Below are 16,603 nucleotides of genomic sequence, written 5' to 3' on the forward strand. Positions count from 1 at the left end.
CTATGAAAATTGGTATTTTATCTCGTAACAAGAATTTATATTCAACGCGTCGTTTAATTGAAGCAGCTGAGATGCGTGGTCATGAAGTAAAAGTGATCGATGCATTACGTTGTTACATGAACATTAACTCTGAGCAACCAGAGATCCATTATCGCGGTGAAAATTTAAAAGATTTTGATACCATAATCCCGCGTATTGGTGCTTCAGTTACTTTTTATGGTTGTGCAGTACTGCGTCAGTTTGAAATGATGAATGTATTTCCTGTTAATGAATCAGTTGCTATTTCACGTTCGCGAGATAAATTACGTTCGTTACAGTTGTTATCACGTAAAGGCGTTGGTATGCCGGTAACCGGTTTTGCCAGCAAGCCAGATGACGTTAAAGACTTACTTGAAATGGTTGGCGGTGCACCTGTAGTTATTAAGCTGTTAGAGGGTACTCAAGGCATTGGTGTGGTGTTAGCTGAAACACGTAAAGCTGCTGAGAGTGTTATTGAAGCCTTTATGGGCTTAAAAGCTAATATCATGGTACAAGAGTATATTAAAGAAGCTGGTGGTGCAGATATCCGCTGTTTCGTACTTGGTGACAAAGTGATTGCCGCAATGAAGCGTCAAGCACAAGATGGTGAGTTCCGTTCTAATTTACACCGCGGTGGCAGTGCAACATTAGTGCGTATTACGCCAGAAGAACGTAGAACAGCAGTAGCTGCAGCTAAAGCAATGGGCTTGAACGTAGCTGGGGTTGATTTACTTCGTTCATCTCGCGGACCTTTGGTAATGGAAGTTAACTCTTCACCAGGTCTTGAAGGTATCGAAGTAGCAACAGGAAAAGATATTGCAGGTATGGTGATCGAATTTATCGAAAAAACCGCTGCAACCAAAAGGACCGCAACGCGTGGCAAAGGTTAGAATCAATAGTGCGTTTACTTTATTAGGTGAAACGGTGGGTGTCGGTGAGCGTAAGACGCTGGCCCTAGAAGCAGCTAAGCTGTACACCCATTCGCCGTTGAATATCCCAATAGAGGTAGTGAATGGAGTTCAAGCAGGGCCTGTTTTAATGGTCTGTGCGGCTATTCATGGTGATGAACTCAATGGCGTAGAGGTCGTACGCCAATTATTAGCAAAAATAGATGCTAACCAGCTGCGTGGTACGCTGATTGCTGTGCCGATTGTTAACGTATTTGGTTTTATTCATAAGTCACGTTATTTACCTGATCGCCGTGATATGAATCGCAGCTTTCCAGGTTCTATTCGTGGATCGCTTGCTGGACGTATGGCACATATGTTCTTTTCGCAAGTGGCCATTCATTGTACGCATATTATTGATTTACATACTGGCGCAATACATCGCACCAATTTACCGCAAATTCGCGCAGATTTGAGTGATGAAGCAACGGCACAAATGGCGAATGCATTTGGTACACCAGCCGTTATTGATGCGTCACTTCGTAATGGTTCACTGCGAAGTGAGGCCGCGAACTTAGGTATTCCGGTGATTACATACGAAGCTGGAGAAGCGCTGCGGTTTGATCCAATTGCAATAGCGGCTGGTATGCAAGGCGTTGATTATGTCATGCGTCATTTAAAAATGATCCGTGGCAAGCGCGCTAAGAAGTTACCTGAGCCAATTATTGCCAGCTCTACCAGTTGGGTGCGTGCTGAAGTCGATGGCATTGTGCGTGCGCAAGTATCATTGGGTGAGCGAGTAATGAAAGGGCAAATATTAGCTTATATCAGTAGCCCGCTCGGTGATTCTGAGCTGGAATTATTAGCGCCAAGAAGTGGTATAGTGATTGGTCAACAAACTATGCCACTGGTTAATGAAGGTGATGCAGTGTTTCATTTAGCATATTTTGCTCACGCAAACAGCTTGGTAGAACAACAGCTTGAAACCTTTATTGATGAAATAAGTGATATTGAAGATGAGTTAAAAACAGCGGAATTAAATAATTAATTGCTGATTGTAACTGATCAAAAAAGCCGTTTAAGGATATTCTTAAACGGCTTTTTGTTATGTGCTTTTCGTTTATTGCAGCTTTTTAGGTCCAATAGCGCGCTTAACCGCGATTGCTTTAGTAGGTTTCGGCTCTTTATTTAAAACCATCACCGGACGAGTAACAAATAGGTTATTAGGATAAATAACTCGGTGCCCATCAACATGTTCTAATACCACATTCATCAAGCCCATCTCGACAATACGCCCCTCAACAAAGTTCGCGCCGTCAATAACTCTAACCCAATAACCAACACGACAGTCATTTTGAATAAACATTAGCAAAAACGAGGTCAGATTGCTCAATAGCGACCAAGCTGCAAATAGTGCAACACCTAGCATGGCAAACAAAGATGAGCCAAGTACCAGTAAACCCCGTAATTCAATACCCCAAAAAACTAACACTAAGCACAGCATTACAAATGCGAGAATAATTTTCAGTAATAGTTCGGCACGATATTTACGGTGAATATCGACTTTGCCCTTAATAGTTTTTTCGAGTAATTTTTTAGTCAGTTTTAATAGTACAGGAAAAAGTAACAGAGCGACTAAAGTGACGATGAGTTTATACTGCGTGCTAAGAATATCTAACAGTTCCACAATCAATCCAAATGCGGTTTAGGAGCAACTAGTTTAGCGTTTTTAGCACACTTTAAAAGGAATTTTTTACAGTGACTAGCCATTGAATAGAATCAACATCATCACTTTTATCAAGTGGAGCGGCGATATCTAAATGGATCACAGTCCCTGCATTTGCTCTGCTTGGAGCGAGCCGTAACCCGATACCTATATTTTTCAATACTTGGCCATTTTTACCGTTATTTTGGTCATTAAACCAAGCGCGACCAATATCAAAAAATGCAGCTCCACCAACTTTAAACAGCTGAAGCAGGTCGTATTCCCAATAATAGCGTTTTTCAAGATTAACTAAAAAACTACGATCGCCTTGTTGGTAGTCTAGCGGATAGCCACGTAGGCCATTTTCGCCGCCTAAGATTAGCTGTTTGTCGGGAGTTAGGTTTTTAGCATAGTCTAAGCGTATTTTGGCATACCACGATTGTTCAAAACTGGTGTTTAAATAATACTGCACTTGAGTGCTCGCGAGTAAGTTCTCTACTTTGCTTTGTTGTTCGTTCCAATTACCATCTAGGCTAGCATGAAAGCGCCAAAGGGTATTATCGCCACTAAAATGAGCTTTTTTCGCATCAAAAGAGTAAATAGCGCGGCTATCGTCATTGCTTAATTCTTCACTTGCATAGCCTAATAAACCTTGCACATTCCAACCAAGATTTAAATCTTCAGTACGATAAATACTGTCGAAATTACGCACTTTTATGTAGTGATCTTCAAACCAATGACCACTGATATATGGATAGCTTAGCTCCCGTTTTTCAGCCAATGGTGTGACGGTATTTACTGTGCTCTCAAAAGCTTGCTGTTCATGGGTATAACCGACGCTAATGCGTTGAGTCCAATTATTAGCAAGCTGTTTAGAGTGGCCAAAGTGAATGCGATTATAGTCTGTTTTCTGGATAAATTGACTGAATACTTCACCTCGTTTATAGAGAGATTCAATTCGTTGATCAGAGTAGCTTAATAAGCCATAGCTGTAAGGCGTATCAATAGAGTAAAAAGGGTAGCTAAGCTCGAGTAAATGGCGTTTACCATCGTCGTTATCTGAGTATTCTATACGACCACGGTAGCGGCTAGAAAGTATATTAGGATCATCATAAACAAACAGGTAACCATTACGTTCTGCATCGGTAGTGCGAGCAAGTGACAAACGTTTACCCCAGCCAAATAAATTGGATTCGCGAAACCCAATGCTCGATTTATTTTCGCCACCACTGCGGCTGAAGCTAATTTCTGGTAGTAACGTCCATAAATCGCGGGTGATCACTTTTACATTAATGTCACCATCGCAGTTAGTTTCTGCTTTTATTCTGGCATCGTATAGATAACCTTGACGACGTAATAAGCGCTCTGATTCGGCGAGTTTTTTCGGCTCATAGTGATCACCAGGTTCGAACAATAAAATATTTTTTATAACGTCTGGCTCAGTGGTCATATGAACACGATTGGCAAAGCGAAATAATGCGTTATTTTCTGCTTCTAAATTGGTATTGAAGACGTTGAGTTGATCAAGTTCGACCTGGGCAATTTTGGCTTTGTTGGTTTTTTCTGGCAGTGTCTCATCGACATCAAGTTGGCGACGGAGATTTTTTTCAGTGGGTGTAATTGTGCGTTGATTACTGCAACTTTGCTGTTCGTCACCAGATGATTGCGCTAAGCCATAGGATGAATAGAGCAAAGTGCTGCAACAGCTAAACAATAAAAATGCATAAGCGTTATTTACAACCATTGAAATCCTTTATTATGGGTTTTTACCGTTAACCCACTACACACTAAGTTTGTGTATAAGTCTACCTCATTGTTGCAATAGTGTAAGAAAATAGTGTGCTAAGGCTGCTAATAAATGCTCAGCTTCAATGCCTTCGCCATTAACCCAAATACTGTTACTGTAGTGTTCAAAGTTTAAATTAAAGCTTTGCTGTGCATACGTAAAGCGACATTGGTGGCGATCCGCTCCCGCTGCAAATTCACCAATTACTATTTCTGGGCCATGTAAAAATAACTGCGCCCAAAGCTCGAAATCATCATCGTTGGGCATTTCGCTGGGGATAATAATAATGGCATTATGTTGATTATCTAGTTGCAGCTGAGTCATCAATTTTCTCTTTATTTAAGACTGGGCTAAGTAGTCGCGTATGGCGTGTAAAAAAGGGCTGCCGTACTTATTGAGTTTAGTAAAGCCAACTCCTGACACTTTGAGAAATTCACTGTCATTGGTTGGCATTAGTTGCGCCATTTCTGCGAGGGTTTTATCGTTAAACACCACATATGGTGGCACATCATCCGCATCGGCAAGCTCTTTACGTAAGGCACGTAGTTTGGCAAATAGCTTTTTATCGTAATTAAACTGAGCGAGCTTGTCTTGGTATACGTGCTTCGCTTGCAGACGTGGTTCAGCCATTTGCAGCGCGTATTGACCTTTCAAAATAGCGCGAGCACCTTCGGTTAAGCGCAGTGCTGAGCCTTGGGTGATATCTTGACTCAGTAAGCCTTGGTGAATCAGTTGGCGTAAAATACTGAGCCAAAATTCACTACTGTGGTCTTTACCTATGCCATAAGTGCTGAGTTGGTGGTGATTGTTATCCCTAATGCGGCTGGTATTTGCTCCGCGCAGTAGCTCAACTATGTAGCCTAAACCAAACCGTTGTTCGGCACGATACACACACGAAAGGGCTTGTTGTGCCACTAAAGTACCATCAAAACTTTTTGGTGGATTTAGGCAAATATCGCAGTTGCCGCAAGGTTCGCGTTGATATTCACTAAAGTAGTTAAGAAGTATTTGTCGACGACATGTTTGTGCTTCTGCGAAGCTGGCCATGGCGTTAAAGCGTTGCTCTTCGACACGACGACGTTGTTCATCTTCAATGTCTTCAAAAAATCGCCTAACACGGCCAATATCGGCCGGATCAAAATACATAATAGCTTCAGCGGCCAAGCCATCACGGCCAGCACGGCCAGTTTCTTGATAGTAAGACTCGATACTTTTGGGAATATCATAATGCAGTACAAAACGGACGTTGGGTTTATTAATGCCCATGCCAAAGGCAACAGTAGCCACCACTATTTGAATATCGTCACGGGCGAAACCGGTTTGTACAAATTGGCGTTGCTCGTTACTCATACCTGCATGGTAAGCCGCTGCGTTCATTCCAGCATCAGCGATCTTTTCAGCTATTTCATCAACTCGTTTTCGACTGGTGCAATAAATAATACCACTTTGATTTTGTTGTTCTTTTAAGTAGCGAAGTAATTGCGCCAGCGGTTTGAATTTTTCTTCAATGGTGTAACGAATATTTGGTCGATCGAAACTACCAGTGTGTATATAGGGGGCATTTAAACCAAGCTGCTGGACAATATCAAACCGCGTGGCTTTATCAGCTGTCGCTGTGAGCGCCATCATAGGTACATCTGCAAAGCGTTGTTTTAGTTCGCTTAAGCGGCAGTAGTGAGGGCGAAAATCATGGCCCCAATGTGATACACAGTGAGCTTCGTCAATCGCAAATAAACTAATATTAAGATGACTTAAGCGCTCTTTAAATTCATGTTGCAGCACTTTTTCAGGTGCAACATACAGTAGCTTAAGCAAACCACTGTGCAGTTGTTGATATATTTGCTGCTGTTCGTCGCGGTTTAAACTGTTATTGATATACGCTGCTTTCACCCCGAGCGCTTGTAATTGTGATACTTGATCTTGCATAAGGGAAATTAATGGCGAAATAACGACTGTCAGACCGCTTAAGGCAAGCGCGGGCACTTGGTAGCATACTGATTTGCCGCCGCCAGTTGGCAGCAATACTAGCGAATCTTGGCCGTTAAGGGCTGCATTGATCACCGTTTCTTGGCCATCACGAAATTCGCTATAACCAAACACTTGTTTGAGTATAGCTGCGGGACTGCGCACTACGGTGCTTGCTGTGGGATTTGGTGTATTCATCGCGGACATTTTAGAGCTTTTAGACGACCTTGCATAGGTGCTTTTTATCGCACTTTCTTTTTAGTTGTGCTTTACTCATCTTACCAGTTATAAAGTCGCGGATAATAATAATGAATAAAGCCCAATTAATTGACCAAGTTGCTAAAGTTTTTGTAGAGCAAATGCCGTTTAACCAGTTTTTACAAATAAAAGTTAAATCACTAGATGCGGAACAAGCGCAAATAAGCTTTCCTTGGCAGGATGTCTTTATTGGTAATCCCGCTCAAAAAATTCTCCACGGTGGGGTGATCTCTGCGGTGCTTGATAATGTGGGGGGGATGCTCGCTGCGGCGGCGATGATAGATAAGCTCACTGAGCTTAATATAGTTAGTATTCAAACCAAGCTAGCGACACTCGGCACCATCGATTTGCGCACTGATTACTTGCGTCCAGGCAAAGGGCTTGAATTTACCGCTAGTGCCAAGCTAATTCGCTCCGGTAATAAAGTATGCGTATGTCGGATGGAGCTCCATAACGAACAAGGCATTCAAATAGCTTTTGGCACGGCAACTTATTTAGTTGGATAAAGCGTAGCTGGCAGGTAAACTAGCGGCCTTTCATATACATAAGAAACAATCTATGCCAACTAATCCTGAACAGCGTAAAGGTGTTATCTTAGCCTGTATGGCTTTTTTTATGTGGGGCTTAGCACCTATTTATTTTAAATTACTACAGCATATATCAGCTTTTGAAATACTGATGCATCGTGTGGTTTGGTCGGTATTATTCATCGTCATCATTGTTGCAGTAATGAAGCAATGGCATAAAGTACAGCATGTGCTTAAACACCCTAAACTCATTGCTATGCTGGTTATTACGGCCACCTTACTTGGCTTTAACTGGGGGCTATTTATTTGGGCGGTTAATAATGATCATATGCTTGATGCAAGTCTTGGTTATTATATCAATCCGTTATTAAACGTACTGCTAGGTATGCTTTTTTTAAGTGAAAAACTACGCAAATGGCAAGCGCTAGCGGTTGCTCTGGCGTTATGTGGTGTGGTGATCCAAGTTATTAGTTTTGGCTCATTTCCGGTGGTCGCACTTTCATTAGCAGGGTCATTTGCGGTGTATGGCTTACTTCGTAAAAAGTTACCTATCGAATCATTGCCGGGGTTACTACTAGAGGCATTAATATTATTGCCAGTTGCTTTAGTATATTGGTGGTTAATGGCGCCATCGAATAGCTCTGATTTCGTAGCGAATGATTGGCATACTAATGTATTGTTGATCAGTGCAGGCGTTATTACCACACTGCCACTACTTTGCTTTACAGGTGCTGCCAAGCGATTGCAGTATACTACCTTAGGGTTTTTCCAATATATTGGGCCAAGTTTAATGTTTGTGTTGGCGGTGGTATTTTATGGTGAAGTATTTAGTCCTGAACGAATAGTAACATTTGCTTGTATTTGGAGTGCGCTGGCTATCTTTAGTTGGGACTCCTATCGACAATCACAAAAGCGTAAACGTGAAAATATCCCTGCACCCACTAAGCCTGTTTAAGCAATGACTTTATTGCGGCCAGTTTCTTTGGCTTCATAAAGCTTAATATCGGCCTGTTTTAATAATTCATCAATTTGATAAACAGGCCCGTGTGCGTAACCAATAGAGAGCGTAAATTGAATTTTTTCTTTGCTAAATTCAGGGCTATTGAGCTCAACAAAGTGACGAAAATTATCCAGACGTTTTAATACTTCATCTTTATTTGTGTCATTAAAATACACAGCAAACTCTTCACCGCCTAAACGAGCCGCCAAGTCTTTTGTAAAGTATTTTGCAAAACAAATTGAAAGTCCTTTTAGTACTTCATCACCAGCATCGTGGCCATAGGTATCATTGATTGCTTTGAAATGGTCAATATCGAGCATCGCCAAAGAGGGAATTAACTCTTTTTTCTGCAGTTGTTTTAATGATTTTGTGGTCTCTTCAAAGAAGTAGCGACGATTAGGTAGTTTAGTTAAATAGTCAGTGTTCGCTTGTAAGCGAATGGTGGCAATTTGTTCCAGCATGTCAACGTTCTGGCTCAAACGGCAATAAAATTCCTCGTTATTAAATGGTTTACGTAAATAGTCGTTTGCGCCATTTTTCAAAAAACGCGCCGAAAGATGCGCTGCATTTGAGCCGGAAATACCGATTATTGCTTTTTCATCATTACTGTATAAGCGACGAATTTCACCACATAACTCATCACCATTCATGTTAGGCATTTCGTTATCTGCAATTATAACTGCTATATCAGGTGTTTGTTCGAGCACTGCAAGTGCTTCAATGCCATCACAGGCTTGTAATATTTGATATTTATGACGTTTAAGCAAGCTGCATATATGTAGTCGTGCTGATGGTGAGTCATCGACGACTAAGACTTTAACGTTTTCGTTGCGAGGTAAGCGCTGTAGTTGCTTTTCTAAATAATGGTAGGCTTGCTTGTTCTCTTTAGTGATGTAATCAATTATTGGATATTTTTCGACGGTATCACGGGTCTTTGCATCTATATTGCCGGTCATTACTATAGTAGGAATTTGAGCTTCAATAGTGCAGGGTACAGCCTCGCCTTGTGGTGCGTCAGGTAGAATAAAGTCTACTACAGCGCAAAAATAGTTATTTTTACTAATTAACTCTTTTGCTTGCGCTAAGGAACAGGCTATATCTGCATCATAGCCAACTTTAATTGCAATGTGCTTTTGCACTCGCGCTATAGTTGGCGTATCTTCAATGATGAGTATTTTTCGTGTCACGTAACACCTTGTTTTTGGCATGGCCAAGTTTGTTCAGTTATACAAGTTGTAACTGTTAAAACACGAAAAAGCAAATAACACCATTACTTTTATAAACTATCAGACTCCGAATAGTAGTCTGGATTTTGTGGTGCAGGACTTGAAATTTTAGAACGCCCAAACAGAGTATGAAACTTTGCTTTACACGTCGTTAGCTTTAGGTATTTAATCCACGCACGTTCAATTGCGTTGGTTGGTTCTTGATTACCAGAGACAACGGCAAAAAATTGTTCTTGGATTTCATTTTGTGGTTCAAGGGTTTTATTATATAACCCTTTTAGAACAACACCGTGTTGTTCAAGGATACTGGCTTCTAGTAAGGTAAAATTACCGCTGCGGCCGAATCCGCGCGGAAAGTTTTGATCATCATAAAACTGACGTTGGCTTACAAATGCTTGGCGAAGTAGTGAAATATCATTGCTCATGGCTGTTTCCTCATACCCTATTTTCAAGCTGGAGTATGGATCAAGTTGCGCAATTTATTAAACAAAAAATTTTTATCGTGAGGATAAATAATTGGATATAGATTTATTGAAAACCTTTGTCGAAGTGGTACGTACTCGTCACTTTGGTAAAGCGGCTGAAAACCTTTACATTACGCAGTCTGCGGTGAGTTTTCGAATTCGTCAATTAGAACAAGGACTAGGGGTTAATTTATTTATCCGCCAACGTAATAACATCCAATTGACTGCACCAGGGGAGCGCTTATTACCCCATGCGCAAATGATTATTACTGGTATGCAACGGGCTAAAGTCGATGTTGCTCTTGCGGATAATATGCATAAGCAAGTGAGTTTAGCAGGGACGCCTAATATTTGGGATGCTTTTTTACAGTTTGGTATCACTAATATTGTCTCTGCAATGCCAGGGGTATCGCTGGTGGCTGAAGTTAAAGCACAGCAAGAAAGCACACGGTTACTATTAGAGCGCACCTTAGATCTAGCGATTTTATTTGATCCACCAAAAGTGGATGAATTAGTAGTTGAGCGTATTTGCACCTTGCCAATTATACCTATCAGTGCATTTGAAGGAGCTGCGAATGAAAACTTTTTTGATAATCAATATGTCTATGTTGACTGGGGAACTACCTTCTCTCTTTGGCATGCACGGCAATTTACTGGTCACACTCCACCATATTTTCGCACCAGCACAGGACGCATTGCATTAGATTTGATACTACAATGTGGAGGTAGTGCATTTATTCCTGAAGTTTTAGCGAAAAGCCATATAGATAAAGGGGAGCTACATCGAGTGTCTGATGTGGAACATACTTCTCGGGATATTTTTGTCGCTTATCACAGAGATAATGAACAAAAACCCTTGCTTGAGACGTTGGTTAATTTATTACTGGAATTAACACCAACAATAAGCAGTGAATTTAGTGCTAAGTAAGCTATATATGACAGTTTTATGTTGATTTGATGTCTTTTGTTGTTCCTTTTTATGAATAATATGAGTCAAAAATGTTTCTGTTGTAATATTTCTGTCATTTACCGCAGGCAAAATGCAGCGAATTAAAAATTAGTCTGTTGCGTTTATTGAGGAAATAATATGAAATTTGCAAAGTCGAGCTTATTACTAGCTGTGTTAAGTGGTTTATCTTTTTCTGCGTTTGCTGATGTTGATGTGTATGGTAAAGCGAATGTATCTGTGCAATCTTCGGATGACGGTGAAGGGTCATTCAGCGAAATTAAAAGCAATGCATCGCGAATTGGTTTTAAAGGTTCTGAAAACATCAGTGATGGCTTAGAAGCTATTTATAAGTTCGAATTTCAAGTTAATGTTTCTGATGATTCAAAAGACACGGTTACATCACGTAATCAATACGTTGGTTTAAAAGGTGGATTTGGTCAATTAGTGATTGGCCGTAATGATACTGCTTTAAAGCAATCACAAGGAAAGTTGGATTTATTTGATAACCTTGAAGGTGATATCAAAAATTTATTTAAAGGTGAAAACCGACTTAGTGATACGGTTACTTATTCATCAAAGGATTTAAGTGGCTTTAAAGTGCTTGCAACTTACGTTGCAGAAAAAGACAGTGAAGGCGATAGCGGTTATTCATTAGCACTTACTTATGGCGATGCTGGACTGAAGAAAAGCAATGTTTATGCATCAGTTGCTGCCGACAGTGAAGTTAATGGTTATGATGTTGTACGCGCTACCGTGCAAGGGAAAGTAGCTGATTTTAAACTAGGTGCAATGTACCAAAGCCAAGAAAAAGTGGATGGTAGCGGTGATGCCGATGGTTATTTAGTTAATGCGGCTTACACCCTTGATAGCAATACATTTAAAGTTCAATACCAAGTAATGGATTTTGATGCGGGTGATAAAAAGTCTGCCATCTCTGCAGGTGTTGATCACTCATTGAGCAAAAACACCACGTTATTTGCCTTCTACACTAATTTTGATATGGACAGCAATGTTGATCAAGATTACTTAGGTGTTGGCATGGAATACAAGTTTTAGTCTTTAGACCGTTGAAAAAGCCTTACTTATTGCTGTAAGGTTTTTTACTATTAAGCTTGTGCATACACTGATTTACCCGCAAGCCAGCGATTGATTAGTTGTTCTACTTGTTCAGGATACTGGCGGAGCATTTGTAGTGCGATAGGTCTGACTAAGTTGAGTGTGTGCTTATCTCTGGTTAAGTCAGCAATTTTAAATTCCGCTAAGCCTGTTTGTTTAGTGCCGAGCACTTCACCTGGACCACGAATTTCCAAATCACGTTCTGCAATTACAAAACCGTCATTGCTATCTCTTAGAACAGCCAAACGTTTTTGTGCAGTATGAGACAGCGGTGCGTGGTATAAAAGCACACAATGGGATGCGATTGCACCACGACCAACTCGACCACGTAACTGATGTAATTGTGCAAGGCCAAGCCGTTCAGGATTTTCAATGATGATCAAACTGGCATTCGGCACATCTACACCGACTTCAATGACCGTTGTCGCCACTAATATATGAATCTTTCCAGCTTTGAACTCGCTCATAATGGCTTGCTTTTCTGCTGCTTTCATACGGCCATGAACTAATCCTATAGTTAACTCTGGCAGTGCATGAGTTAATTGCAGTGCGCTATCTTCTGCTGCTTGGCATTGCAATGCTTCCGATTCATCAATTAAGGTGCATACCCAATATACTTGACGACCTTGCTCGGTACAGGCTGTTTTTACACGAGCAATAATTTCATCACGACGCGTATCAGGTAGTGCAATGGTTTTAATTGGGGTACGTCCTGGTGGCAACTCATCAATCACGGACGTTTCTAAATCGGCATAAGCTGTCATCGCCAGTGTACGTGGGATCGGTGTTGCTGTCATAACCAGTTGATGGGGATAGCAATCACCAAAACGGCCTTTTTCTCGTAGCGATAAGCGCTGATGGACGCCAAAGCGGTGTTGTTCATCAATAATAATAAGCACTAGGTTATTAAATGTTACTTGTTCTTGAAATAACGCATGAGTCCCAACAATCATTTGCGCTTCACCTGATGCTATTTTTTCAAGCGTTGCGCTGCGTTCTTTTCCTTTGGTTTTACCACCGAGCCATGCTGTAGTTATACCTAAAGCCGTAAACCAATTTTCGAAAGTAATGCCATGTTGTTCTGACAGAATTTCGGTGGGTGCCATTAGTGCCACCTGATAGCCCTGTGCGATAGCTGTTAAGGCGCTCAGTGCCGCAACTAGGGTTTTACCTGAGCCAACATCGCCTTGTACTAAGCGCATCATTGGATAAGGAGACTGCAAATCGTTTTTTATTTCAGCGACGACTTTGTTTTGCGCGTTGGTTGGAGCAAAGGGGAGCTGCGCTAAAAAATCATGCTCCAGATGATTAATAGGGTTCAGAGCAACTGCTTTTACTTGCTGTCCTTGTTGACGTAATTTTAATAAGCTCAAATTTTGCGCCAGTAACTCTTCAAACACTAAACGTTGTTGAGCCGGGTGCAGGCCTTGCTCTAATGCGGTGATATCTACATCATTAGCGGGGCGATGTAAAAGTAGCAGTGCTTGAGTTAAATCCATACCAGCGTGTTGGAATTGCACTGGCAATAACTCTTCTACCTGATATTTTTCAAGTAATGCAATCGCCTGATCACTTAATGCACGGATCGACAGTTGTTTTAACCCTTCCGTTGTCGAGTAAACAGGCGTTAGTGTGGTTGCTGTTGGTTGTTCGCTCGGTGTATCGCTGAGGCTGTATTCAGGATGAGTCATTTCATAACCGACTCTGCCACGTCGTACCTCGCCAAAACAGCGGATCACCTTACCGCTACTTAAGGTATTCTTTTGTGCTGCAGTAAAATTAAAAAATCGCAGGGTGAGTCGTCCAGTACCATCGTTAACTTGGCAAACGAGCATTTTACGTTTACCAAAGGTAATTTGGCTGGTTTCTATGGTGGCTTCAATACTGACATGACTATGCACAGCTAAATCACTGATAGCATAAATACGGGTGCGGTCTTCATATCGAAGCGGTAGATGAAAGAGCATATCTTGCACTGTGCTAATGCCGAGTTTTTTTAGCCGCTCGGCCATCTTTGGACCAACGCCTTTGAGGTCAGTGATTGGGTAGCGGCTTAAAGTTGGCTTTGACACAATACGCTCAAATCTTTCATTTTTAGATACTTTTTAGTTTACGTGCGAACAGGCTTGTCATCAAGCATGTTTTAATTTGTGCCAAAACTCATCATCAGCGATGATTTCACCATTTTCATCGAGGGCTGGATAGGGTTGCGATTTTTCTTTGCATTTTTGTGCAATGATTGGATGGCAACCTTCAAATAGCATCTTATGTTTTATGCTCTCATCCAGCATAGTGCGCTCATATAAGCCGGCTTGCAGACGTTGGTTTTGTGCCTCAAATAATATCAGTGCAGCGGCCACAGACACATTCAGAGACTGCGCCATACCTTGCATTGGAATAATAATGTTTTTATCTGCGTGGGCAAGTGCTTGTGGAGAGATCCCGGTTTTTTCTTGGCCGACAATAATGGCTGTTGGCAGAGTATAATCAATCTCACGGTAGTCAACAGCATCAGGGCATAAGTTAGTAGCGAGTATTTGTACTTGCGGATTATGCAGGCGCATCATAGCCACAGCGCTGTCGATATCTTTATGTAAGTGAGTTGCGATCCAATTTTTACTGCCCCCAGAGGTATTATTGGTGAGCCATTTTTGGTTTTGTGGCCATACTGCATGAACATTATGGCAACCCACAGCATCAGCGCTGCGAACAATTGCAGACAAGTTATGGTGTTTGTGCACATCTTCTAAGCACACGGTTAAATCGGTTTGACGACGATCTAGTACGTGTTTAATGCGATGATAGCGGGTGTTTTCCATTTTTAGCCTTGTCTTAACTCATAAAATTGCCGCTATTATACGGGAATTACCGTCTTAAGGCATTACTGAGCGGCTAATTGGGTTTTGCAGTGATATTAGCGTTTCGGTTGACTGAATAGCTTCGATAGCTTGAATCTTATTGATCAATACATCTTGTAAATGATCAATTGAACGGGTCATTACCTTAATAAAAATACTGTAGTTACCGGTTGTGTAATAAGCCTCAACGACTTCTTCAAGTTCCTTTAGGTGCAATAAGGTTTGTGGGTAGTCTCGAGCATTATTGAGGTTGATGCCAATAAAACAACATACATCGTAGCCTAACTGCTTGGCATTGACGCTAACTTGGGTGCCTGTAATGATCCCGGCTTGTTTCATTTTTTCAATCCGTACATGAATTGTACCTGCGCTAACGGCGAACCGTTTGGCTAATTCTGCATAGGCTGTGCGGGCATTATCCATTAATGCGTGGAGGATCTGTTTATCAAGATTATCGATTTGATAATTTTCCATATAAATATCATCTTTAAATTGTTGAATCATCATTTTTTATACCACTAAATTAATCAAATTAATATGGTAAAGGTGTTTTTGTTATTGGTTATTGAATTAAAGTGCAAAATGATTGAGGATTGCTTTAACGACATGGTTGCTCATAGTGCAATCATGCATTTATGCAAGTAACAATAACTGGGAATGAGGCCAATTATTATGAGTTCACACTTTGTCCAGCAACAGCTGCAAATTAGTAAAGTTAAACAGTATTTTTCACACCAGCTAGAACAACAGCTAGGGTTAATTGAAGTACAAGCGCCTATTTTGGCTAAAGTAGGCGATGGTATCCAAGATAACCTAAGTGGCACTGAAAATGCGGTTGCGGTAAAAGTTAAAACTATTCCAGCGAGTCAATTTGAAGTGGTTCACTCTTTGGCAAAATGGAAGCGAAAAACACTAGCTGAGCACGGCTTTGCAATTGGTGAAGGTTTATACACACATATGAAAGCGTTGCGCCCGGATGAAGAGTCATTAAGCCCCATCCATTCTGTTTATGTTGATCAGTGGGATTGGGAGAAAGTAATTTGTGCCAGTTCTGAGCGCTCTCTTGATAAGTTAAAAGAAACAGTACAAGCCTTGTATAAAGGCTTAAAAGCAACCGAGCAATTTGTTGCTGATGAATTTGGTATATCACCATTTTTACCCGCTGATATTACTTTTGTACACAGTGAACAGTTACGTCAAATGTACCCTGATTTTACCGCCAAGCAGCGCGAAAAAGCGATTACACAAGAATATGGTGCGGTGTTTTTGATAGGCATTGGTGGGGCATTAGCCGATGGTAAGATTCATGATGTACGCGCACCTGACTACGATGATTGGTCGACTCAGACTTGCGAGCAATACAGTGGCTTAAATGGTGATATTTTACTGTGGAACCCTGTGCTTGAAGATGCTTTTGAAATTTCATCAATGGGTATTCGCGTATCACCAGAAGCATTAGTTGCACAGCTTGCAATTACCGGTGACCAAGCTCGTTTAGAATTTGATTGGCATAAGCAACTACTAGCTAAACAATTACCACAGACAATAGGTGGTGGCATTGGTCAATCTCGATTGGCGATGTTGTTATTACAAAAACCTCACATCGGTCAAGTACAAGTAAGTGTATGGCCGGAGGAGTTAAAACAACAAGTGGCTGGTATTTTATAACGTAGACGAGAGAATAGAGACTATCTGCTGTTAGTCTCTATCTGCTTGCGATCGGAGTTTTTCAAGTTAGTTGTCGCCTCAAGTTAAATTTTATGCCGCCCGCATTTCTTCTTTTTTCTCAGGATTCAAATTTACTTCGTTTATCATTGACCAATCTCGTGACTTTCCTGACCAAC

General features: G+C 41.1%; 16 protein-coding genes. 7 read left to right on the top strand and 9 right to left on the bottom strand.

Going from position 1 to position 16,603, the window contains the following annotated elements; translation table 11 throughout:
• Positions 1-2: 2 nt before the first annotated feature.
• The gene (rimK, locus tag H5201_RS10475; RefSeq protein ID WP_145237045.1) at positions 3-908 is read left to right on the top strand and encodes a 30S ribosomal protein S6--L-glutamate ligase; all 906 of its coding nucleotides are present in this window, start codon (positions 3-5) and stop codon (positions 906-908) included.
• On the top strand, positions 895-1,953 hold the full coding sequence (locus tag H5201_RS10480) for a succinylglutamate desuccinylase/aspartoacylase family protein (protein ID WP_145237048.1): 1,059 nt from the start codon (positions 895-897) through the stop codon (positions 1,951-1,953). The genes rimK and H5201_RS10480 overlap by 14 nt, the downstream gene beginning before the upstream one ends.
• A 72-nt stretch (positions 1,954-2,025) precedes the next feature.
• On the opposite strand, the gene H5201_RS10485 is transcribed toward H5201_RS10480, so the two are convergent.
• The 4 genes from H5201_RS10485 to recQ form a co-directional block, all read right to left on the bottom strand.
• Positions 2,026-2,592 carry a mechanosensitive ion channel domain-containing protein gene (locus H5201_RS10485; RefSeq protein ID WP_149980644.1) on the bottom strand — a complete coding sequence of 189 codons (567 nt, stop codon included), beginning with the start codon at positions 2,590-2,592 and terminating at the stop codon, positions 2,026-2,028.
• 52 nt (positions 2,593-2,644) lie between these two features.
• Positions 2,645-4,354 (bottom strand): POTRA domain-containing protein, encoded by a 1,710-nt coding sequence (locus tag H5201_RS10490; protein WP_182718076.1) that lies wholly within the window; start codon positions 4,352-4,354, stop codon positions 2,645-2,647.
• Positions 4,355-4,420: 66 nt separating this feature from the next.
• Positions 4,421-4,720, bottom strand: coding sequence for a DUF3630 family protein (locus H5201_RS10495; RefSeq protein WP_182718077.1), 300 nt, complete (start codon positions 4,718-4,720; stop codon positions 4,421-4,423).
• Between the two features lie 15 nt (positions 4,721-4,735).
• Positions 4,736-6,559: a DNA helicase RecQ gene (gene recQ, locus H5201_RS10500; RefSeq protein ID WP_182760422.1), complete on the bottom strand. Its 1,824-nt coding sequence runs from the start codon at positions 6,557-6,559 to the stop codon at positions 4,736-4,738.
• Between the two features lie 110 nt (positions 6,560-6,669).
• Here recQ and H5201_RS10505 point away from each other — a divergent pair, with 110 nt between their 5' ends.
• Positions 6,670-7,125 carry a thioesterase family protein gene (locus tag H5201_RS10505; protein ID WP_149980646.1) on the top strand — a complete coding sequence of 152 codons (456 nt, stop codon included), beginning with the start codon at positions 6,670-6,672 and terminating at the stop codon, positions 7,123-7,125.
• Positions 7,126-7,177: 52 nt separating this feature from the next.
• Complete coding sequence (gene rarD / locus H5201_RS10510; RefSeq protein WP_149980647.1) at positions 7,178-8,101, top strand: EamA family transporter RarD; 924 nt, start codon at positions 7,178-7,180, stop codon at positions 8,099-8,101.
• On the opposite strand, the gene H5201_RS10515 is transcribed toward rarD, so the two are convergent.
• On the bottom strand, positions 8,098-9,333 hold the full coding sequence (locus H5201_RS10515) for a response regulator (protein WP_182784534.1): 1,236 nt from the start codon (positions 9,331-9,333) through the stop codon (positions 8,098-8,100). The two genes, rarD and H5201_RS10515, sit on opposite strands and share 4 nt — an antisense overlap.
• A gap of 89 nt (positions 9,334-9,422) precedes the next feature.
• Positions 9,423-9,797, bottom strand: a complete 375-nt coding sequence (locus tag H5201_RS10520; RefSeq protein WP_145237075.1) for a DUF413 domain-containing protein — start codon at positions 9,795-9,797, stop codon at positions 9,423-9,425.
• Positions 9,798-9,888: 91 nt separating this feature from the next.
• Here H5201_RS10520 and H5201_RS10525 point away from each other — a divergent pair, with 91 nt between their 5' ends.
• Positions 9,889-10,764, top strand: coding sequence for a LysR family transcriptional regulator (locus tag H5201_RS10525; RefSeq protein WP_149980649.1), 876 nt, complete (start codon positions 9,889-9,891; stop codon positions 10,762-10,764).
• Positions 10,765-10,923: 159 nt separating this feature from the next.
• Complete coding sequence (locus H5201_RS10530; protein WP_182718080.1) at positions 10,924-11,841, top strand: porin; 918 nt, start codon at positions 10,924-10,926, stop codon at positions 11,839-11,841.
• Positions 11,842-11,891: 50 nt separating this feature from the next.
• On the opposite strand, the gene recG is transcribed toward H5201_RS10530, so the two are convergent.
• The 3 genes from recG to asnC are packed head-to-tail and all read right to left on the bottom strand — an operon-like array spanning position 11,892 to position 15,233.
• The gene (recG, locus tag H5201_RS10535) at positions 11,892-13,973 is read right to left on the bottom strand and encodes an ATP-dependent DNA helicase RecG (protein ID WP_182718081.1); all 2,082 of its coding nucleotides are present in this window, start codon (positions 13,971-13,973) and stop codon (positions 11,892-11,894) included.
• A gap of 60 nt (positions 13,974-14,033) precedes the next feature.
• On the bottom strand, positions 14,034-14,720 hold the full coding sequence (gene trmH, locus H5201_RS10540) for a tRNA (guanosine(18)-2'-O)-methyltransferase TrmH (RefSeq protein ID WP_182732244.1): 687 nt from the start codon (positions 14,718-14,720) through the stop codon (positions 14,034-14,036).
• Between the two features lie 54 nt (positions 14,721-14,774).
• Positions 14,775-15,233 carry a transcriptional regulator AsnC gene (gene asnC / locus H5201_RS10545; protein ID WP_145237092.1) on the bottom strand — a complete coding sequence of 153 codons (459 nt, stop codon included), beginning with the start codon at positions 15,231-15,233 and terminating at the stop codon, positions 14,775-14,777.
• A 198-nt stretch (positions 15,234-15,431) separates the two neighbouring features.
• On the opposite strand from asnC, the gene asnA reads away from it, so the two are divergent.
• Positions 15,432-16,427 (top strand): aspartate--ammonia ligase, encoded by a 996-nt coding sequence (asnA, locus tag H5201_RS10550; RefSeq protein WP_145237095.1) that lies wholly within the window; start codon positions 15,432-15,434, stop codon positions 16,425-16,427.
• Positions 16,428-16,603: the final 176 nt, after the last annotated feature.

Origin of the sequence: Pseudoalteromonas sp. SG43-6 (genome assembly GCF_014164365.1) — a bacterium.
GTDB classification, from domain to species: domain Bacteria; phylum Pseudomonadota; class Gammaproteobacteria; order Enterobacterales; family Alteromonadaceae; genus Pseudoalteromonas; species Pseudoalteromonas rhizosphaerae.